Source organism: Bradyrhizobium murdochi (genome assembly GCF_000472965.1).
In the GTDB taxonomy this organism is placed as follows: Bacteria; Pseudomonadota; Alphaproteobacteria; order Rhizobiales; family Xanthobacteraceae; genus Bradyrhizobium; species Bradyrhizobium murdochi.
Window position 1 is genome coordinate 358627 of sequence record NZ_AXAU01000005.1, and the last position, 20339, is coordinate 378965.

Here is a 20339-nt window from a genome sequence, read left to right on the forward strand (position 1 = left end):
AAAATCAACCCGCGCGCATCTCCGCTCTGATCATGTCGGCGGCCTTTTCCCCGATCATGATCGTCGGTGCATTGGTGTTGCCGCCGATCAGGGTCGGCATGATCGACGCATCGACCACGCGCAATCCTTCGACGCCGTACACTTTCAGCTTCGGATCGACCACCGCCATGGGATCGTTGGCGCCCATCTTGGCAGTGCCGACCGGGTGATAGACGGTGTCGACCCGGGCGCGCAACACGTCGCGGATGTCGTCATCGCTATGCACGCCTTCCGTGAACATCTCCTTCTTCTGCAACGCGCGCAGTGCCGGCGTCTCCATCAGCCGGCGCGTGGTCTTGAAGCCGGCGACCATGGCTTCCAGGTCGTCCGCCTCGCCAAAGAAATTCGGATCGATCAGCGGCGGCGCAAACGGACCGGCGCCGAGCAGCGAAACGCTGCCGCGGCTCTTCGGCCGCAGCAGGCAGACGTGGCAGGAGAAGCCGGTGCCGCGATGGCGCTTGCGGCCATGATCGTCGGCCATAGCCATGCCGAAATGAAGCTGGATGTCCGGGATGTCGAGATCGGGCCGGGTTTTCAGGAAGCCGCCGCATTCGGCGAAATTCGATGTCATCGGCCCGGTGCGTTTGCGGCGATACTGTTGGATGGCCCGCAGCAGCCGCGGCAGCGCTTTAAGTGAAATGCCGTTGAAGTGGGGATTGTCGGACATGTAGCCGAACACGAAATCCGGATGATCCTGCAGGTTTTGTCCGACGCCAGGCAGGTGATGCACGGCGGCGACGCCGTGCTTTGCAAGCTCGATACTGTCGCCGATGCCCGACAGCATCAGAACATGCGGCGTCTGGAACGCGCCGGCGGAGAGGATCACCTCGCGCCGGGCGCGAATTTGCTTCAGCTCCTTGCCCTGCCGGTACTCGACGCCGACCGCGCGCTTGCCTTCGAACAGGAGGCGTGTGGCGTGGGCATGGGTCTCGACACGCAAATTCGCGCGGCGTCCCATATGCGGGTGGATATAGGCGCGCGCGGCGCTGCAGCGTTCGCCGTTCCGCTGCGTCAGTTGATAGATGCCGAGGCCTTCGTGCTCGTCGGCGTTGAAATCCTCGCGCAGGCGAAACTGCGCTTCCTGCGCGGCCTGCAGAAAAATCTGCTGCACCGGATTACCGGTGCGCGACTTGTTGACCGCGAGGGGGCCGCCCTTGCCGTGATATTCGCCGTCAAAATCGGCATTGTCTTCGGCGCGCTTGAAGTAGGGCAGCACGTCGGCGAACGACCAGCCGGTATTGCCGAGCGAGGCCCATCGATCATAGTCGGCGCGGTGGCCGCGGATATAAACCATCGCGTTGATGGCCGAGGAGCCGCCGAGCCCCTTGCCGCGCGGTTGATAGCCGATGCGGCCGTTGAGGCCCTTCTGCGGCACCGTGCTGAAGGCCCAGTTGTTGACGTTGCCTGCGACCATCAGCACAAGCGCGAACGGCGTCGTGACCTCCCAATTGTCATTCCTGCCGCCGGCATCGAGTAGCGCCACCGACGTCTTCGAATCCTCCGACAGCCGGCCCGCCACCGTGCAGCCACCGGAGCCGCCACCCACCACCACGAAATCGAAGATATCGGTCACGCCCATCCCCCTCCCGGATTTTTGTTCTGGCGACGACCTGATGAGCCGCGGCTTTGGAGCAAAACTCCGCTTTTGCGGCGTTTATGGCAAGAGCGGTTCCAAAGGCCAATTTTGAGGTCGGTTTTGGCGCTCCAACCCCTCGTTTTTGCTGTCATAAAATCTGCAAAAGCTCGTTCTTGCCCCTTTCCAAAGCAGGGTGACGTTGATACATACCCCTCGCACCCGATGGCCTTGCCCGGGTTGCCTTCTCAGGAAGCCTCCGGACGGGATCGATCGGCGCAAACACGCGTTGGCCGGCTTCGCTTCGGGTCTGGTTTTTCGAAGGCAGTGCAACGGTTTAACGCGGGGTGGAGCAGCCCGGTAGCTCGTCAGGCTCATAACCTGAAGGTCGCAAGTTCAAATCTTGCCCCCGCAACCAAATAACGCCGCCAAGTCAACGACTTGGCGGCGTTCGTTTTGGAAGAGCGGCGTCGGTGCTTTCGCATGCGCTTGTGCGCACGCTCGGAGCTCATTCGCTCCATTGAACGAGGCCACGCTCATGAGCTTCGCGCGTGGCTCCTTTTTGCCCTGTGCCTCGCTTTGGATCGCCAAACCTGAAAGCTTGTGACGAACAGAATGAGCGGCACGAAGCCGGAAGCAAAGACCAGAAGACGGCCGAGTAAGCCGAAGGTCGATCCGTTATGGAGCCAGAGCTGTTCGGTCGTATAGCGGTCGCCCAGTGACATGGAATCGGGCGTGCGGTCGTGTGCGAGTGCCCCCGTCCAGGGATCGAGCCAGATGGCACCGCGGGTGCGAAGGGCTGGATTGGAGCCCGGCGGGCGCAACAGGACACGCCAGGTGTTGCGGCTTTCGCTCGGCGGATTCAATTGCGCTATGTCGTAGCCGGGCTTGGCGGCGCGCGCCGCCAGAATGATCGCATCAGCAGACAATCGCGCGGCTCCGCTTGGCGGTGAAGGCTTGATGGTCGGCGACGGATAAGGAGTGGCCGTCGAGACCAGGCCGACTACCGGGCGGATGACACCGGGAAACACGATACCGATACCCGTAACGGAGATCAGAGCAAGCAACGCCAGGCTCCAAAAGCCTGCGGTGTTGTGCAGATCGAGCATAAAGCGTTGCGGCGACACGTGCCTGCGGATCGAGACCGAGCGCCAGAACCGGCCTCGCTTCGGCCACCACAGATATAGGCCCGAGAAAGCCATCCCGAGCAGCACGAAGCCCATCACCCCGACAAGCTCGTGGCCCCACCAGTCATGGAGCAGCAGATTGTAGTGCACGCGATAGACGGTGAATGCGAAGCAGTTCGTGTAGTCGCGCCGGCCCAGCACCTTCCCGTTCGAGGGATCGATCATGGTGGTCCAGAGGCTCGGGTACCGACCGTTCTCCGTCGGGTGGGAGTGCATGACGACCCAGACCGGCCAAGTCCGGTCAGGTGCAATAATGGATCGGATCGGCGCCGGATCCACCGTGGCCGCAATCCGCATGACCTCGGCGGCCTCGAGACCGTGCTGAGGTCCGGCCGGGGTGTACAGGCTCGGATTCAATGCCGCATCGATCTCGCGATAAAAGACGATGAAGCTGCCCGTGAGCCCGATCGCCACGAGGAGGAGCCCCAGGCTGAGGCCAATCCAACGGTGGAGCCAGACCAGCGCAACGCGCAGCCGGGGCGCCTTTGTGGGCGTCCAGGCGGCTGCTGCTTTGGCTCCTGAAAGGTCGTTCACAACGTCACTGTCTCACGGCGCCTCAAAAGTCGATGCTCGCCGAGAGCCGGTAGGTGCGCGGTGTGCCCGGAGTCAAGAAGCCACGTCCCGTCGTCGCCCAGTAGTCCAGACCAAAGACGTTTTCGACTGCCGCGCGCAACGTCAGTGGCCTGCCGTCAATCTTGGTAACGTAGCGTGCTCCGATGTCGGTCCGAACCCAGTCCGGGATCTGCTGCGTGTTCCCCTGATCGTAATATTGCGGCGAGGTGTAAATGACGCGCGCAGTCAGGGTTGCCACTCCCGATGTCCGCCAGAAGGGCAGATCGTATTCGCCATAGAGGTTGAATTGAATGTCCGGAACGCCGACCGCGGTTTTGCCGTCGAAGCGGCCGCCAGTCGTCTTGGTCTGCACGCCATCGAGGAAGGCCACGCCACCGAGCAGGCGCATTCCCGGGGCGACCTCGCCGAAGGTGTTGAACTCCAATCCACGATTGCGCTGCTCGCCGTCCACCGAGAAGATATTGGTCGTCGGATCGGTGATGCCGTTGGGCTGCGTGATCTCAAACGCCGCCACAGTAACTCCCAAGATCCCGAAGTCGTACTTGGCGCCGACCTCGATCTGCTTGGTTACGATCGCAGGAAAGACTTGACCTCGATTATCGGCACTGGTCGGCGCTGTTCCACCCGACGTCAGGCCTTCGATGTAGTTGCCGTAGAGCGACAGGTTGCTGATTGGCTTCACGACGAGAGCCACGGCAGGGGTGACCGCCTCGTTCTGCGGGCGTGAGGTCACGGCACCCGTGGTCGTGTTGAAGTTGGTGACGTCGATGCCCTGCCAGCGCCCGCCCAAGGTGAGAAGCACGCGATCATCGAGGATCGACATCGTATCCGCGATCGCGACGCTTTGATTGATGCGCCGCGCTGAAAGTGGAGCGTTGTGCGACAAGCCCGCCGCGCTACGCGGAGCCACGTAAACCGGGTTATAGAGGTTCGACGTGATCGATGGTCCGACATTGGTCGTGGCAGTTCCGCTGTCTTGCCACAGCCCGGTTGCCGCAAGCACGGTAGAATGTTTCACCGCGCCCGTGGCGAAACGGCCGCGTAGCCCGATCTCCCCAGTCTCGCGATCGAAATCCTGCACGGTGAGGGCCGGCTGTGACGTGAACCTGCCCAGTGCGTTCGTGATGCGCAGAGTTCCACCGAAGAAGATCTCCTTGGATCGGCTGCGACCGTAAGCTCCATACAGCGTCCAGAAATCGTTGAGGTCATATTCGGCGCGGGCCGCAGCGTATCGATGGTTGGAATTGTAGTATTCCCACGGCTGCTGCTGGTTGATCGTCAGCGAGGGCGAAGCCGGGATGGGAAAGCCCAGGTCCACTTGCCGCACGCGCGTGGGTGCGTTGAGGTCCCGCTGCTGGTAACCGAAATCGACGGTGGCCCGGAACCGCTCGCCACGGTAGTCGAGAGCAACCGCGCCGACGCCGAACCCATCCGTCTGGAAGTCGATCGGCGTCCGGCCATCGCGATATGCGCCATTGACGCGAACGCCCCATTCTTTGTTGGCGCCAAAGCGCCGGCCGAAATCGATCGCCGACCCAACATTTCCGTTGGACACGAAGCCCGTCGTCCATCGCGTGATCGGATCGTCGGTGGCGCGTTTCGGAATGAGGTTGATTGTGCCGCCAATGTTTCCAAACGGCGAAATCCCATACAGCAGGGCGCTTGGTCCCTTGAGGATCTCCACGCGCTCGATGGGTTCAAGGGCAGGGCGGCGCGTATCGGTGATGCCGTAGAGGCCGTCGAACGCGATGTCGCTTGCGAATACCGGAAAGCCGCGGATCAAGAATCCGTCGAGTCCGCTGTAGCGTGGAGAGTTCGTGCGCACCGAGGGATCGTTGTCGGTGACGTCGGTGATGGTGTTGGCTTGCTGGTCGCGGATGAGCTTGTCCGTGTAACCCGTCGTGTTGAACGGCGTATCGAAGACATTGCGATTGCCCAACATGCCGACGCGTGTGGTGGTCCCGACCTGGCCGCCCGCATAGGGAGCCGGCGGCTGACCAATGGTGCCGGTCGAAGGCGTGAGATATGGGACAGCCTCGCGCTGTCTCGCTGGAGCCGCAGCGCGCGGAGCAACGACGCGCGCGCTCCTTGCGCCCTGCTGAGGCTGTAGACGTCGTACGGCTTGACGTTTTGGTGAGTCAATCGTGACGGCAGGTAAGGAGACTGGTTCTCTTGCGTGAACTTCTTGCACTAATTGAAAGGACAGTGCCAGGTAACTCGCTGTGCCACAACAAACGGCACAGTAGAGCTTCTTCGTCGAAAGATTCATCCTCACCCCGATTTGATCGTCATCGTGGCGGCCTCTTACTGAATCGTTTGGCAAGCAGACATGTCTCGGGCGTTAGAAGCCTTCAAAAGAGCATTCGTTTTTGTTGGATGTTGTATTTTTATCGACCAGAGACGGCGATGATTCTCGCTAGGCGTATCCTGAACACGCAGTCACAACGCCGGCGGGATACGCACTGGCGATCCCAGCCCTCAGCGCACGCCAAGCCTCGGCAACAACTTGAGCATAGCGCTGCGCCAGGAGTGCTCGCAGTGGTTTGGATCTTTTGAATGCCGACTCGTCACAACTCGCCAGACGATCTGGGTAGACACGGCTCGATGCCGAGCTTCGAGCGGATCAAGTTCGGTGCAGCAGCGCAGCGCGCCGATCCCTCGCCGCGAAGCCTGACGTTTAGCGGTGAATGTTCCCGCGATGGAACTGAAGGAGAACGTTTCCCGCGTGAGCCCAGAGCGCTGAACAATCCGTTCGATCAGGCTTCGCTCAGCTTTTGTCGCTTTCGACCCGTTGAGCGCTTCGGTCAGAGCTTCCGCCTGCGGGACCATTTCCCGTGGTCGGACGTTAGTTTCTTGAGAGAACGGCCACTGGCAAAGCCGTTTCGTGGGGCGAGGCACCACTAACTGGAGACGATCATGCCAGAGCGAAGAACAGTGCAGAAGGCCAGGCGGGACAAACGCGCGGGCAAATCGCCAACCACCCAGGCGGGCGAGTTTGTGCACGAGGAGATTCGGAAAGTCCGCCGCGGCCAACATGGAGCGAGATCGCCACAGCAGGCGATTGCAATCGGCCTATCCAAGGCACGGCGCGCGGGCGTTCCGCTTCGTCCGCCGGCAAAAGGCAAGGCCAAGGCAAGGACCCGCAAAAGCGCCGAATACGCCTATGAGGCGGGCCAAGGCAAGCGAAAGACCCGACGCCGGCCGCGCGTTTCACGTGCTGTATCGCAGACTCTCAAGCGTGAACCACGCAGCACGGCGTCGCGCGCGGCACTGTCGAAACAAGCACGAAGCGCCGCCTCGCGTCGCTCCGCCTCGGCCCGCGCAGCGGCGGCTCGGAAGGCCGTAAAGACCAAAGGTCCGGCGCAGCGCTCTGCGGCAGCCAAAAAGGCAGCCCGGACCCGAACACGTCGTCGGCGATAGCCTTGCGCAGAAGATCAATTTTACAGCTACCACAATGGCGAGAAGAACACAGTCACGGAAAAGCAAAGTCGTCAGGACCCGCCCCCCGAGGCAGTCTCAGAGCGCACAAAGGAATTACGAGCGCTACGTAGATTTGGCTCGCGCTGAAGCGCTGAAGGGAGATCTGATCGCAGCGGAAAATTATCTTCAGCACGCCGAGCACTATTTGCGGTCGATGCACGAAGAGGCGCACGGTGGGCGGCTCTCGCCGCAGCCGGCAAACTTGCCCAAGCAGCGGCTGGGACACAGCGGATGATGGAGCAATCCTTCTACAATCGCGAAACCTGAGGACGGACGTGTTCTGCTCTCGGCGGGACCGCTCCACTGGCCTTTGCGCTCGGAACTATTGCGGGCCGCCCGGAGTTCTTCATTTTGAAGCGGCCGTTTTGCACGAACGAACTCGCAAGCCCTTTGCCCACAAGGGGGCAGCTCATCATGAGGAGGCTGGCCGTGATTCGGGATATTGTCGTCAACTTGGCGACCGGTAACTCTCGCGATCCTGCAGCAGCGTACGCGATATCCGTCGCCAGGATGTTCGACGCCCAGATTGCAGGGATCGCAATGTGTCACTCCCCAGCGATTGTGGCCGGCGGCATGGAGGCTGTTCCGGCCGACCTAATCGAGTCCCTGCGCGAAGAGAGCGCCAGGGCGGCAAACGGGGCCATCGAAAGATTCAAACAGGCTGCGGCGCAGGCTCATCTTCCTGCCGAAGCGCAGATGGTCGAGACCAGCATTGAAGGAATTCCAAGGACGTTTGGCCGTATTGCTCGGACGTTCGATCTTGCAATCGTTGCGCAGACCGAGCCCGGAGTGACGACCTCCACGGGTCTTGCCGCTGAAGCAGCGATGTTTGAATCCGGACGGCCTATCGTCGTCGTACCCAGTATCCAAAAGGACGGCATCAAGCTCGGCTGCATTCTCGTCTGCTGGGACGGAAGCCGCACTGCCGCGCGGGCGCTCGCGGACTCAATGCCGCTATTGGAGCGCGCGAAGTCGATCGAGGTGATCAACGTAGGCAATAGGCGTCGGGAAGCCGAAGAATCCCTGGCGGCGGTTGGCAGACACTTGGCGCGCCACGACTTGAATACCAGTACCAAAGCGCTCACCGCCGATGGGGCCGATGTCACAAACGTAATCCTGTCGCACGCGGCAGATCTATCAGCCGACCTTATCGTCATGGGCGGGTTCGGCCATTCGCGGCTGCGCGAGTTCTTCCTCGGGGGCGTGACGCGCGGCATTCTCGACACGATGACCGTTCCGGTACTGATGTCGCATTAAAGGCTCCGTTTGGGAACGCCTACGTCGTCACTCGCAAAAAGCAAAATGAAATGGCCGGACGACATTCGCGTTACCAAGCTTTGGCAAGTGCAGGCACCGATGGCCGAGACAAGCGCTGCCAACAAGCGACTCGATCAGCGCCGGGTTGCGCCCGAGGGTCTCTTCCGGCAACCGCGGCTATACTTGGTTGGCGAGGCTCCTGGCGCCGAAGAAGCTGAGCAGGGCAGGCCCTTTGTCGGGCCGGCTGGCTGCGCGTTGCGCAAATTGCTTGAGCAGGCTGGGATCGACCTCAGACAACTGCGTTTGGCCAACGTGATGCCATTTCGGCCTATAGAACACACGAAAAAATCCAAGCCGCGCAATCGCGCTCCAACTATCGAGGAAATCAATCATTACGGCGCCGCGGTGCTGATGGACATCCGGCGCTCCAAGCCGCGCGTAGTCGTTGCGCTCGGCAGCACGGCGGCTCGCCTGTTCAGGGCGTCGCGTTCGATCCAAGCGTCGCGCAAAGCAAAGCTCCAATTTGATGGCCGCCCCCTGCAAATCACTTTTCACCCGGCTTACGTCCGCCGCTTCGGCGGGTCGAGCGGCGACGCTTGGCGCAAGATGGTCGCGGATCTGCGCCGAGCTTGGAAAGTATCGGCAATGTACTCAAATAGCGCTCGAAGCAGGCAGCATTCTCCCGAGGGTTCGAAGGCTGTTTAAGCGGGTTGCGCTTATGGGCCTGAGTTCGATTGCATCTTGGCACCAGGATTGGCTTTCCCGCGCGGCGACGAACAACGACGTGATCGATGGCGGAGCGGGTAACGATCTCATCACGGCCGGTGCCGGCGACGACATCATCGAGGGTGGAGAGGGCGTCGATACCGCGAATTTTTCCGGCAATGTGCGTGACTACGACATCTCGACTGTCGACGACCAACTGGTGGTGAACGACCTGCGTCGCAGGCCGCGACGGTACCGATCATCTCACACGTCTTGTATTCCTGCAGTTCGCCGATGACATCGTCGACGCCAGCGGGCCGTTCGCCAGTCCGGCGCAGAGCTCCGGCTGCGCGCTGAAAATGCAGCGCCGTTCTGAACAGCGCAGGCCGCGATCCGTTCATTTTCAGCGAGGTGGTCAGACATGCTGCGGCAAGGGATTTCAAGGCAGGGAAGTCAATCGGAGACCGCGTGAGCCGGATTGATCCCGGTCATGATGTATCCATGATTCACCTGATATCGGACCACCTGCTCTTCACCTGATCGGGCAGATGCCGTGGTTCGTGGGCTGAGGCCGATCTCGCCAGCCAGGCGACGCGAAACGCGCCGGCTGCAAGGCTTTTCGACAAATCGTAAAATTTATTCGAAACAGCAGGGCGGGTTTGTGCGTTGCGTTCTCGCAAGCCCTCACGGTGGCATCTGGCTGCAGCTTCCTGCGACATCCAATTGCAACCATCCGAATTGTTCCCGGTCCCGCATTGTTGCGCTGTCGTTGCATTCGAAATAGCATCGATTGAGAGTCATGAGCGGGGCAGGGCAGAAGAAATGACATATGAGGTCCTTCTTTGCAGCTTTCTGCCGTCGATCATTCGGTAGCGAATACGGAACCCACGCACTGGAAGAAGCGCCTTCGCTGTCCTCGCTGCTCGTCGCCGCTGCGGAACGTGTGGTCACAGCCAACCTGCTCGAACCGTGCCTGCGATTATAGCAAGGTCGGGTTTCCGATGATCGGCTCGCAGCCGGTGCTGATCGATTTCGCAGCAAGCATTTTTGAACGCAGGATGTACGAGGCCGAGAATGGCTCGGCGCTGCAGCGGGACGTCAGCCGCCGTTCCCTTGGATCGCGGCTGCATCGCCTTACCTTTGGAGGCAATCCGGTTGCGGTCGCCAACAGCGCAACGTTCATCGAGCTGTTGAAGCGGGAGTCGAGGCGGCCGGTTGTACTCGTTGTCGGTGGCGGAACGATCGGTTTGGGCGCAGACGAACTCTACCGGGACGACTCCATCGAGCTTGTCGGCACCGACGTCTACGCTTCGCCGCACACCGTGCTGGTGGCTGACGCCCACAGCCTACCCTTCGAAGACGGCGTGTTCGACGGCGTCTGGGTGCAGGCGGTGCTGGAACATGTGCTGGAGCCAGCAACGGTCGTTGCCGAGCTGCATCGGGTGCTGCGGCTGGAAGGCCTGGTCTATGCGGAGACGCCGTTCATGCAGCAGGTGCACGAGCGGGCCTATGACTTTTCGCGCTTTACGCAGAGCGGTCACCGCTGGCTGTTCAGGCGATTTTCCGAGATCAACGCCGGACCGGTCGGCGGCGCCGGTGTGGCGCTTGAATGGTCAATCCGCTATTTCGCGCGCGCGCTCGGTGCGGGCAACAAGCTGTCACGCTTGATCGTGCTGCCGTTCTTCTGGATCAGATATCTCGATGCGTTCGGTCGCGGCCGGGCCGCAGCAGATGCCGCCAGCGGCTTCTTCTTTCTGGGCCGCAGGGCCGAACAGTCGATGGATCCGCATGACATGCCGGATTACTACAACCGGCAGAAGTGAGTTTCGACCGATGGCGCGCTCTAAGAGACGCCCTTAATCTTCTTGCATGGCGTGGACGAGGTCGACGACATCCGTGCGACGTCGGTCACGGAGCGGATGGAAAGCTTTTCCTTGCTGGTGATGAAGCGGAGCACGCCGCGAGGATAGGCGTCGCAGAACTGAGCCAGCGTGGCTGCCGTTGCTGAAACGCTGTCCTGCTTGGGGACCACGGCGATGCCGCCGTCGCGCAGGATATACGCATCCTTCACGTTGGGCATGGCTGATGCCGCGACGCAGATCTTGAACAGGTCGTTATAGGCCTGCGGCGTCAGGGACAGGTCCCCGCCGGGCGTTCCCAGGAGATACTCGCGGCTCTTGCGGCAATTCTCGCTGTCCGCCTGCGCTGCACCGCTTGCGAGCGTCAGCAGCATCGCGGTCGCGACCAGCAGCTTCATGCCGTTATTCCGATAGCGCGGTCTGCAGATGCCGGCTTGCCGGTGTAGGGCAGGCCATAGGTTGTCGCCGCGCATCGTTCCCATGAAAGGGCGCGGGCATGGGATGATGCGCCTGCCGCGAGAATGGCGCGCAGATTCCGATCGGCGGCCAGCTCTGCAATCGCCTGCGATATGCTCTCGGCCGACGGCGGCACGAGAATTCCAGTCTCGTCGGCGAGCACTGCGTCAGGCACGCCGCCGACGTCGGTCGCGACGCTTGGCAGGCCGGCGGCCCCGGCCTCGAGATAGACCAATCCAAATCCCTCCACCCGGCCGGTCGTGTCGGGAAGACCCGTCAGGCAAAAGAAATCCGATGCCGCGTAGAGATCGCGGATGTCTTCGTTCGATTGCGGGCCGAGGAAACGAATGTCGCAGGCCGCCGCTTCGGCTTCGCGTCGCAGAGCATCGACGTACTCGGCTTCGCCGTCCGGGCCGATCACGAGCCACGTGATGCGCTGGCGCAGATCGTCCGGAAGCTGCGATAGCGCGGCAAGCGTCAGATGATGTCCCTTGCGGCGCGTGATGCGCGCGACCGTGATCATCACCAGCCGGTCTTCCGGTAGACGATGGGCCAGGCGAATCTCCCGGCGCGTCTGTCGGCCGCCGAACCAGAACTCCGATACGCCGAGATTGATCGCGCTGATCTGGCGCGGGTCGACGGCAAACCGCTCGCGGAACAGCGTCTCGGTAAAGCCGCTGTTGGCGACGATCTCCGTCCGCGGTCCGAACACGCCGGCGCCGCGGATCGCCATGCGCTTCAGCGTCGTCTGCGTTTCGTTGATCTCGGTACCATGCACCGTCATCAATACCCGCGCCTGCGTTCGCCATCTCGAAAGCGCAACCGGAATGAAAAACGGCCAGTCGGCGGCATGGACCACGTCATATCGGTCGCCGCGGACACCGCGGCGCGTCAGCATGATCTTGCGCGGCATGTCGCGCATGGAGTGGAGGCCGCCGCTGTAGCGCACGACCTCGAAAGGAAGAGTGCGATCGTCGTCGGCATTCTGCCGTGCGTAGTCCGGCGCCACCACGGTGACCTGGGCGCCGAGCCGGCTGGCGGCTGCCGCAATTTCGCGCGCGTAAGTCCCAATTCCTCCCATCGCGGGGGCGAACTCGCTGGTCAACAGAAGGATGTTCAACTCGGCGCCCTCAGTAAGTTGGCGCCGCGGCGGCAAGTCCGCGGGCATCCTGAATTTCCTGATGATAGCGGAAGACTCGCGCAAGCTGTGTGCCCGGCGTGAACGCCCGAATGGAGTCGGCGATTTGTACCGGGTTCATCGTGCCCGCGTCGATCGCATTCCGGACGTCGACGAACCGCTGCGCGAGCGCATCGGCCATGTCGTCGCGGCTGCCGCTTCGCGCCACTAGATGGCCGCTGACGCCAGAATGGATCACGGGTTCGAGCTGGGGCAGGTGCATGGCGACGACCGGCCGGCCGACCGCAAGGGTCTCGAGCACGCAGCGCGGCATGCCTTCGAATTCCGATGTCAGGATGCCGGCATGGGCGCTTGCCAGCGTCTCCGCCATACCGGCGGCGTCCTTGAAGCCGTGGCGGACGGTGATGTCTTCGATCGCGCCGAACTCTTCGAACCGGTGCGGGTCGCTGGTGCCGATATAGTGAAAGCGTACGTCGCCGTTCAATCGCCGCCGCAGGCGGTCGATTGTGCGAAACATCAGCGGTGGATCCTTGAATTCATCGAGCCGGCCGGCGAACACGATCTGGAACGGCGACGAGTTCAGCGGCCAGAGTTGCGGCTTGAAGATATCCGTGTTGACCCATGTCCAGAGCGTGTCGATCTTGTCCTTGCGGCGCGGATAGGTCCGCTGCAACCGCTCAGTGATGAACGGATTGACGCAGAGAAATTTCTCGCTCATGGCGACGGCAAACCGCTCGCCGGTATTGTGGACGAAGGCGTATTTCCGCAGCAGCGAATCCATCTGCAATTTCGGCGCGCCCTCGCCGTGAAGCATCTGCACGAACGGCAGCCGCAGGATCGCCGGCAACCAGGAGAATTCCACCCGCCGCAGATCGACCGAGCACCGCCTGGCGCGGATCAGCCTTGCGATCGGGCCGAAGTGGCGGAGCAGTGCCATGAAGAACTGCCCGGTCAGCGAGGTGCGGATGCTGCGGGCCGCTTCGCGCGCCTGCTGGTCCGAATAGTGCAGGATCGGCAGGAAGTCGAAGCCGCGACCCCGGAACGTCATCCGGTGAAGCCGTCCGAGCTCCAGCTCGCCCGTCGAGTCGACGCCAATGAAGAGGATGTCGGTGTCGGTCGGATGGAACGTAATGAAATCGCGGATGTATGTTTCGAGGCCGCCAACCTTTTCGCCGCGCGGATCGAACGGGTGGATCAGGCAGATCTGGTAGCGTGGCTTAATCCGGTTGGCATTTCGCGCCCGTAGCGCCAGGGTCAATGTTGAAGTCATGCCGCTTTCCTCATGCGTGCCTGGACGATTTGCGGAATGGTTCGCGCAACGAGGCGCGGAACAACTGTCATGCATTTGATATAGCGGGGGCCGAGCCGGCGCGGCTCGCGCAGCATGCGCCACGCCCATTCCATGCCGGTGCTGCGCGCGATAGCCGGCGCGCGGCTTTGCGTGCCGGCGATGAAATCGAGTGCGGCTCCGATGCACAACACGCCCGTTCCATCGAGTTCGTCGAGGCATCGCGCCGCGAACAGCTCCTGCCTTGGCGCACCCAGCGCGACGAAGCAAAGTCTGGCGCCCGAGGCACGAATGCGCTCGATCGCAGTATCGGCCTCGCTGGAATAGGGATCGAATCCCGGTCCCGGCGCAAAGCATCCCGCGATCTGCAATCCCTTGAATCGTTCCGATAGGCGTCGGGCCGTCATCTTGAGCGTGAGGTCATTCGCCCCTAGCAGAAAGACCGGGAGTCCTTTCTTGCGGGCTTCCGCGCAAACCGGCTCGACGAGATCGGCGCCGGTCGTGCGTTCGATTGTCACGCCCATGAGGCGGCTCAGCACGACAATGGGGAACCCGTCGGCGGTGACAAATCGGGCACGACGATAGGCCGCGCGAAAATTGGCGTGGTGTTGAAGCTGAACAACGTGGTCGAGATTGAGCGTGCAGACGCTGAAGTTGTCGCCATGTTGCGCGGCCGACACGATCGAAGACACGGCTTCCGGAAGCGAGGGAACATTGATCGTTATCCCATCGACAGTGAGGCTGGGCTGCAACTGCGCTGGTGGTTCCAACATGTCGACTCCTGCGGATGATGTAATCGAGAGACGTACTCGTGGGGGACTATCGGCAGACGCGTTGTTGCGCGGCGGGAACTACGTGCCGAAAATTTTCTCGACGGACATTCGTCACGAAATCGAACTAATGCGACGCAACGATGGCGATGCCGCGTTGCGATGGACGAGACATCGCGGCGAATCATTCACATCATGGAGATCAGCTATGCAGGAGTGGTCGAGGCGAGATGCGCTTGCTCTCATCGCAGGAGCAAGCATTGCTTCGTGCGGCAAGGAAGCATTCGCCGCACAGCCTGCGCAGAGTCTCGGCGTCATCGCAGCTCGTAACGGAATCGTGTTCGGCGCGGCTGCAGGTCCGGTGATCGACAAGGATCTTGCGTATCGCGAGCTGTATCAAACGCAGGTGCGCATCGTCACGACGGACATCGCAATGAAAATGGGAACCATCGCGCCGCAGCCGGGGCCGAAGCGATTCGAGAGCGCAGATCGTCTGCTGCAATTTTGTGCGAGTCACAACGTTCCGATGCGCGGTCACTGCCTGATCTGGAACGAATGGGTTCCGCAATGGATCAAGAGCATGAGCAGTGCCGAGCGTGAGAGGTTCTTCGATTCCTATATCGACGAAGTGGCTGCCCGCTACGTAGGCAAATTGCATTCATGGGATGTCGTCAACGAGCCGTTCTGGCCCGGGCACAAGGCGCCCGGCGGCTACCGGCTGGGTCCATGGTACGACACATTCGGTACCGGCTATGTGCGCCGCGCCTTCGAGCGCGTGGCGAGGATCGACCGAAAGACAAAACTGGTTCTCAACGAGGCGCAGAGCGAACGCGACGACGACGTCGGCCTCGCGGTGCGCCGCGGCCTGCTGCAACTGGTCGACGAACTGAAGCATGCCGGCGTGCCGCTGCATGCCGTCGGTTTGCAAAGTCACCTGCAGCCTCGCTATCCGCACGATCCCGGACGGTTTACCGAATTCCTTCATGCGCTCGCCGGACGTGGCGTCGAGATCTATCTGACCGAGTTCGACGTGCGCGACGACACGTTTCCGGACGACATCGCAGCGCGCGACGCCATGATCGCCGAGACGGCGGAGAAGTTCCTGACCAACGCGCTTCGGGTGCCGGCCGTCAAAATGGTGATCGCGTGGGAACTTGCCGATAACTACTCGTTCTATACCGACGCTGCAAAGAAGAAGGATCCGCACGCGCGCCGGCTACCTCGGCCGCTTCCGTTCGATTCGTCGATGCAGAAGAAGCCGCTTTGGTTCGCGATGGCGCGTGCGTTCGAGAATGCCAGAAAGTCGTAGGCGCCGATGGTGTCGAATGCGCTCACGCCCCTGAATGCTGTGGGCGTGGCCGAAGCATCCGCACCAGCGACGGTGCATAGAGCAGGGCAAGCGCTGCGAAATAGGTGGCAGCGCCTGCCGCAATGTGGGCCGCCAGAATCGGGATCGTCCGGGCCTCCGGAAATATCCGCAGCACGGCCGCCATGGCGATGGTGGCCAATACGATGCGCACGAGATGGCCGACCGGAAGGCGCAGGCCAAATCGTGTAAACCCGATTGAAAAACTCACGGTGGCGGCGGCCAGTGCCGCCAGCACCGTGGCGCCGGCGACGCCGGGTAGTCCCCATCGCGGCAGGAACAAGACGCTCAACACCACGGTCATCGTCGCGTCGATTGCGGCAATGGCCATCATCCAGCGCGTGCGGTTTTGCAGGAGAAAGACCTGGTCGCCGAAATGGGCGCGCAGGTTGCGGATTGCGCCGGCGAGCGTGGAAAGCGGCAGGATGGCGAGCGTCACCGTTTGGAACGGCGCTGCGATCAGGAGATGCACGATCTCCGTTCTCAGTATGATGATGCCGGCGAGGCTTGGCGCCAGGATTGCGACAAGGAGCGCGCTGTTGTTGGCGAGCTGGCGCATTCCGGCCTGGTCGCCGTGTTGCTCCATGCTCTTCACCGCCAGCGGGAACGCCGCTGCCGTCACCAGCATAGCTGCGACCGCCGCGGCCCGCTGGCCGAGGCCATAGCCGACGGCGAACAGACCGGCGGCAGCCACTCCGGACATTTCGTTGACGATGAAGCGCGATGCATTGAGGCCGACCCAGCCGAGCGCTCCGCCGATGATCAGCGGGATGCCGTAGCGCAGGGCGTGGACCACGATCTCCCGATCGATCGGCCACAAGCGGTGACCCCAGCCGATCCAGGGCAGGACGATGAGCGCGGCCGTCAGTTGCGCGGCCGCGTAACCCGCAAGTGGCCAATCCGGGGATTGGCCAAGCAGCTTGATCAACACCAGGCCCACGACAAATCCGACGGATGGCCCGAACACCTGCTGGATCGTGTAGACGCGGATCTGCTGCCGCGCGCGGGCGCGTTCACCGATGTAGAGGTTGAGCGACCGGGTTATCACATAGGCGATGGCGGCGAGCAGAAGGCCCGTTCCGGCGCCGGGCGCGATGACCAGATGCAAAATTCCGACGACGGCCGCGCTTTGCAACGCGAGGGACGCCAGCAAGACCGCGTTTTCGGTGCGATAGAAGCGCGGCGCGTCGTTGACGTCCTGGTAGCGTCCGAGGAAGCGCAGCGCAAATTGCGACCACCAGGCAAGAAAGCCGATCTGCAGCAATTCGTGCGTGGCCGTAATCAGCGTGATGACGCCGAGCGTGTGCTCGTCGACGACATGCGTCCACACGATCATCGCCAGAAGCTGGAACAGCGGTCCGACGAATTGCGCGGGCAGATAGAGCAAAGTGTGCTTCAGAAGCATCGCTCAAGCCCCCAGCCAGCGGCAGATTCGGGGCGAGGCGAGTTGCCGCACGGCGAGCAGCGCGGCGGCAGAGACGAGGGCCGTCAAGACGCAGGAAACGGCAAAGCTGGCGACGCCGCCGAGTTGGCGCAGCCCGGCGTGATCGCGCAGCGCCATCACGATGAAGATGTGCCAGAGATAGATGAAGTAGCTGCCCGAGCCGATCCACCCGAGTAGCGGGGAGTTCGGCTGGATGGCGAACAGCGAAACGCAGAACAGGGCCGCATAGAGGAAGAAGGCGGTCGAATCGTAAGTGGCGGCGTCGCCGAGGTTGAAAATGCGCACGCTGGCATAGAACAAATAGGCGGCCAGCACGGCGCCAAGGTGCGCACGGCGCATATCCTGTTCGAGCAGGTCTTTGAACATTGCGGTCAGCGCGCCAAGCGCGGCAAACGAGAACCAGAACGGAATGTCGCGCATGCGGATCTCGTCGAGCAGCGCCTCCGACGCGCCGAGCCTCGACATGGCGGGATCCAAATAACTGCCGGCAAGCAGGCCGCAGCCGATCGAGAGCAGCAGCAGCGTGGTGATTCGTTGCCTTGAAACGGGTTGTTCGTCCCCGCCGGCTGCATAAACGAGCCACAGACCGAGCGTGCAGCAGACATAGACGAAGACGTAATAGTAGACGAACACATATCCCAGCCCGAACCGGGCGAGCCCCGTGCCGATGCGATGGTCCATCGCCGGATTATGCAGGGCCATGTAGATGTAGGCGGCGGCGAACGCGATCGCGTAAGGGACCAGGGCTGCCTTCAACCGCTTTACCAGGGGGACGCGGCCGGAAAGCGCCGTGAGATATCCGGAAGCGAACAGGAACACCGGCACGCAGGGCCGCAGCGCTGCATCAAGTGATTTTGCCCAGATCGCGTCGAGCGGCTGCGGCAGCGAATGGATTCCGATCACCATCAAAATGGCGATGCCGCGCATGGTGTCGACGATGCTATCGCGGCTTTGGGCCGTTGCGCGCGAGACGCTCAGAGATTGCGGGCTTGCTGATACGCGTTCGACGACCGTCATCATGTGCTCTCCTGCCGCGTGATCGCCGGAGACGGCACATGTTTGAGGGCGCGGCGGTCGTAAGCTTCGGTCAGATATCGCCGCAGCGGCGTTTCGAACGTGCGCAGCGAGACGACGCTCGCAAATGCAAGAACGGTGATCGCCACTGGCGCCAGAATCAGCCGTTCATGCTCCGACAAGGAAAGCAGGCGCGATCCAAAGGTGATGACGACGGTCGCGACGGGAATATGCAGCATGTAACAGGAATACGTCAGCGCCGACCAGCGATCGAAGCCGAGCCGCGACAGCAGCGTCTCACGTCCGGCGCAGTCGGCCTGAATCGCAAGCATTGCGATGGCGTAGATCGCAAGCAGCGCGGTCGTCGTTGGCAGCAGGGAGCCGAGTACAATAAAACCCGCCAGCGACGTCGCCAGCGCGCCGGGCATCGCGGGCCAACGCGCGATCCGGTCGCGAAACAGATAGCCGGCCATACCGAGATTGAAGGCAGGCAGCGCCCTGAAGGCGCCGCCTTGGTTGATCCAGTCGGCCCAGGGTGCCGTTTCGGCAGCCGACGCCCAAAGGGAATTGGCAAGAGCGGCAAGGACCACGAGCGCAATAACCGCCTTCTTGCGACGTTGCGCAATCAACGCGACCAGCGGAAAAAGCAGATAGCAAAACATCTCCGCCGAGAGCGACCAACTCGGGAAGTTGAACGTCAGGCGCTCGCCAATGAACGCGTGAAGCAGCAGGAACTGCGCAGGCAGATCGGAAAGCGGATAACGGGCCGGGTTGTCCGTTCGGGCGGCGCCGAAATGGAGTGCGCCGGCAAGCGCCACATAGAAGGCGAGCGTGGCGAGATGCAGCGGATAGATGCGGGCGAGGCGGCGCCACAGGAAGCGGCCGATCGATGCGGCATCGTCGACGCGGCCAAAGTATTGACGGGCAATGACAAAGCCGGAGACCACAAAGAACAGGTCCACGAACAGATTGAAATGCCAGGTGTGCGCGACCATGAAACGGCCGACGGGCAAGTCCTTGAAGTAATCGGAATAGTGAAGGATCACCACGGCGCCGGCCGCGATGATCCGCAATCCATCCTGGTGCCTTGTGGCGCTGGTGTCATGCAAGGCGGCGGTACTCCGGAGTAGCGCTACCCTGGAGGTGGGCAAGGCGGGCAATCAGGCTGATGACGTTCTCGCGATCGCCGCGGGCCAGATCGTTCCAGCGCGTCAGATTTCGTAGTGCCTGCGCCACGTATCGGGCGCGCCAATCCTCGTTGGAGAGCGCAGCCGCAATCCGCGCGGCCGCCGCAGCAGGATCCGCGGTATCGATGTAGATGCCGGACTCGCCGAGCACCTCGCGAAAGATGGAGGCATCGGGGGCGATGATCGGCAGGCCGGCGTATTGCGCCTCCAGCAGCGGCAATCCCAGGCCTTCGTCATGGGAGGTGCAGATGAACAGATCGGCGGCGTCAAGCAGTTGATTGACACGGTCGGCGGACTGATATCCGTGCAGCGTAACGCCCGGCTGCTTCTCGAGGGCTTGCCAGTCGTTACCCCATCCCGGCCTTCCGACGATATCCAGCGTAGCGTCGGGAAATCCCTGCATGCGCAGAGCGTCGAGGACTTTCGCCGCCGCTCCAAAATTCTTGCGCGGCTCGACCGTGCCCAGCGTGATCAGCCGCAGCGGTTGGGGCCGCGCGCTCCGTTCGCCGCGCTGTCCGGGGTCGAGGCCGAACACGTTGCGCACCGCGGGACGATAAAGCGTCACTTCGGCATCGGGCCGGCAATGCGCGGCAAGTTTGCGCCTGGTATCGCCGGAGTTGGCCAGAAAGCGCGGATAGTGTCGCAGCGCGAGCCTGAAGGGACCGGCCATGTAAAGTCGCGCCCGCATGTTGAGCTCGGCGCGCCGCGTGATCAGGAAATCATCGTGGATATAGGGCAGCACCCGCGATGCGAACGGCCGCAGCAGCGGGCTCGGCGGAAAGCCGGGACAGAGCAGGATCGACGACGAAGCGGCGAGCCGCATCGGCAGGCCCAGGGTCTGCGTCGTCAGCATCTGGCGAAGACCCTTCGCCGTCACCGGCACGACATCGAGCGGCGCAAGCGCTGCGGCGGAGAACAGCTCCAGCGTAATGCGTTCGAGACCGGTGACGTGACGTCCGAGGTGGGTGTTGTCGACGTAGATGGCCATACGAAAGGGAATCCT

Annotated in this window: 18 protein-coding genes and 1 tRNA gene; 7 read left to right on the plus strand and 12 right to left on the minus strand. The window is 62.2% G+C overall.

Annotation, left to right across the window (positions count from 1 at the left end; translation table 11 throughout):
- Positions 1–4: 4 nt before the first annotated feature.
- A complete protein-coding gene (locus tag YUO_RS0116330; RefSeq protein ID WP_028348241.1) occupies positions 5–1612 on the minus strand; it encodes a GMC family oxidoreductase in 1608 nt (535 codons plus the stop codon).
- 341 nt (positions 1613–1953) lie between these two features.
- Between YUO_RS0116330 and YUO_RS0116335 the strand changes: the two genes are divergently transcribed.
- Positions 1954–2030: transfer RNA gene (locus YUO_RS0116335), tRNA-Met, on the plus strand.
- A 118-nt stretch (positions 2031–2148) separates the two neighbouring features.
- Here YUO_RS0116335 and YUO_RS40890 read toward each other — a convergent pair.
- The 3 genes from YUO_RS40890 to YUO_RS46240 all read right to left on the minus strand — a co-directional run bounded on the left by YUO_RS40890 (position 2149) and on the right by YUO_RS46240 (position 6201).
- On the minus strand, positions 2149–3333 hold the full coding sequence (locus tag YUO_RS40890; RefSeq protein ID WP_235782725.1) for a PepSY-associated TM helix domain-containing protein: 1185 nt from the start codon (positions 3331–3333) through the stop codon (positions 2149–2151).
- A 22-nt stretch (positions 3334–3355) separates the two neighbouring features.
- Entirely contained in the window at positions 3356–5641 is a 2286-nt protein-coding gene (locus tag YUO_RS0116345) for a TonB-dependent receptor (protein ID WP_083754599.1), read from the minus strand.
- 209 nt (positions 5642–5850) lie between these two features.
- A complete protein-coding gene (locus YUO_RS46240; RefSeq protein ID WP_156908643.1) occupies positions 5851–6201 on the minus strand; it encodes a hypothetical protein in 351 nt (116 codons plus the stop codon).
- Positions 6202–6826: 625 nt separating this feature from the next.
- On the opposite strand from YUO_RS46240, the gene YUO_RS48475 reads away from it, so the two are divergent.
- From YUO_RS48475 to YUO_RS40905, 5 genes are all read left to right on the plus strand, one after another.
- Positions 6827–7087, plus strand: coding sequence for a DUF4167 domain-containing protein (locus YUO_RS48475; RefSeq protein WP_083754600.1), 261 nt, complete (start codon positions 6827–6829; stop codon positions 7085–7087).
- Between the two features lie 194 nt (positions 7088–7281).
- On the plus strand, positions 7282–8109 hold the full coding sequence (locus YUO_RS0116355) for a universal stress protein (protein ID WP_028348243.1): 828 nt from the start codon (positions 7282–7284) through the stop codon (positions 8107–8109).
- 45 nt (positions 8110–8154) lie between these two features.
- Entirely contained in the window at positions 8155–8814 is a 660-nt protein-coding gene (locus YUO_RS47750; protein ID WP_051379466.1) for a uracil-DNA glycosylase, read from the plus strand.
- 13 nt (positions 8815–8827) lie between these two features.
- The gene (locus YUO_RS47755) at positions 8828–9112 is read left to right on the plus strand and encodes a hypothetical protein (RefSeq protein ID WP_028348244.1); all 285 of its coding nucleotides are present in this window, start codon (positions 8828–8830) and stop codon (positions 9110–9112) included.
- A 703-nt stretch (positions 9113–9815) separates the two neighbouring features.
- Positions 9816–10637 carry a class I SAM-dependent methyltransferase gene (locus YUO_RS40905; RefSeq protein ID WP_035726803.1) on the plus strand — a complete coding sequence of 274 codons (822 nt, stop codon included), beginning with the start codon at positions 9816–9818 and terminating at the stop codon, positions 10635–10637.
- A gap of 20 nt (positions 10638–10657) precedes the next feature.
- On the opposite strand, the gene YUO_RS40910 is transcribed toward YUO_RS40905, so the two are convergent.
- From YUO_RS40910 to YUO_RS0116390, 4 genes are read right to left on the minus strand one after another with little or no spacing between them, the layout of a single operon-like run.
- The gene (locus YUO_RS40910; RefSeq protein ID WP_028348245.1) at positions 10658–11071 is read right to left on the minus strand and encodes a hypothetical protein; all 414 of its coding nucleotides are present in this window, start codon (positions 11069–11071) and stop codon (positions 10658–10660) included.
- A complete protein-coding gene (locus YUO_RS40915) occupies positions 11068–12297 on the minus strand; it encodes a glycosyltransferase family 4 protein (protein WP_235782726.1) in 1230 nt (409 codons plus the stop codon). The genes YUO_RS40910 and YUO_RS40915 overlap by 4 nt, the downstream gene beginning before the upstream one ends.
- Positions 12260–13537 (minus strand): glycosyltransferase family 4 protein, encoded by a 1278-nt coding sequence (locus tag YUO_RS0116385; protein WP_028348246.1) that lies wholly within the window; start codon positions 13535–13537, stop codon positions 12260–12262. The genes YUO_RS40915 and YUO_RS0116385 overlap by 38 nt, the downstream gene beginning before the upstream one ends.
- A complete protein-coding gene (locus YUO_RS0116390) occupies positions 13534–14328 on the minus strand; it encodes a WecB/TagA/CpsF family glycosyltransferase (protein ID WP_028348247.1) in 795 nt (264 codons plus the stop codon). The genes YUO_RS0116385 and YUO_RS0116390 overlap by 4 nt, the downstream gene beginning before the upstream one ends.
- Positions 14329–14533: 205 nt before the next feature.
- On the opposite strand from YUO_RS0116390, the gene YUO_RS0116395 reads away from it, so the two are divergent.
- Positions 14534–15634, plus strand: a complete 1101-nt coding sequence (locus YUO_RS0116395) for an endo-1,4-beta-xylanase (protein ID WP_028348248.1) — start codon at positions 14534–14536, stop codon at positions 15632–15634.
- A gap of 22 nt (positions 15635–15656) precedes the next feature.
- Here YUO_RS0116395 and YUO_RS0116400 read toward each other — a convergent pair whose 3' ends face one another.
- The 4 genes from YUO_RS0116400 to YUO_RS0116415 are packed head-to-tail and all read right to left on the minus strand — an operon-like array spanning position 15657 to position 20324.
- Positions 15657–17096, minus strand: coding sequence for a lipopolysaccharide biosynthesis protein (locus YUO_RS0116400; RefSeq protein WP_028348249.1), 1440 nt, complete (start codon positions 17094–17096; stop codon positions 15657–15659).
- A gap of 3 nt (positions 17097–17099) precedes the next feature.
- Positions 17100–18155, minus strand: a complete 1056-nt coding sequence (locus YUO_RS0116405) for an acyltransferase family protein (protein ID WP_235782727.1) — start codon at positions 18153–18155, stop codon at positions 17100–17102.
- A complete protein-coding gene (locus YUO_RS43810) occupies positions 18152–19258 on the minus strand; it encodes an acyltransferase family protein (RefSeq protein WP_198028040.1) in 1107 nt (368 codons plus the stop codon). The genes YUO_RS0116405 and YUO_RS43810 overlap by 4 nt, the downstream gene beginning before the upstream one ends.
- Entirely contained in the window at positions 19251–20324 is a 1074-nt protein-coding gene (locus YUO_RS0116415; protein WP_028348252.1) for a glycosyltransferase, read from the minus strand. Before YUO_RS0116415 ends, YUO_RS43810 begins: the two co-directional genes overlap by 8 nt.
- Between the last annotated feature and the right edge of the window lie 15 nt (positions 20325–20339).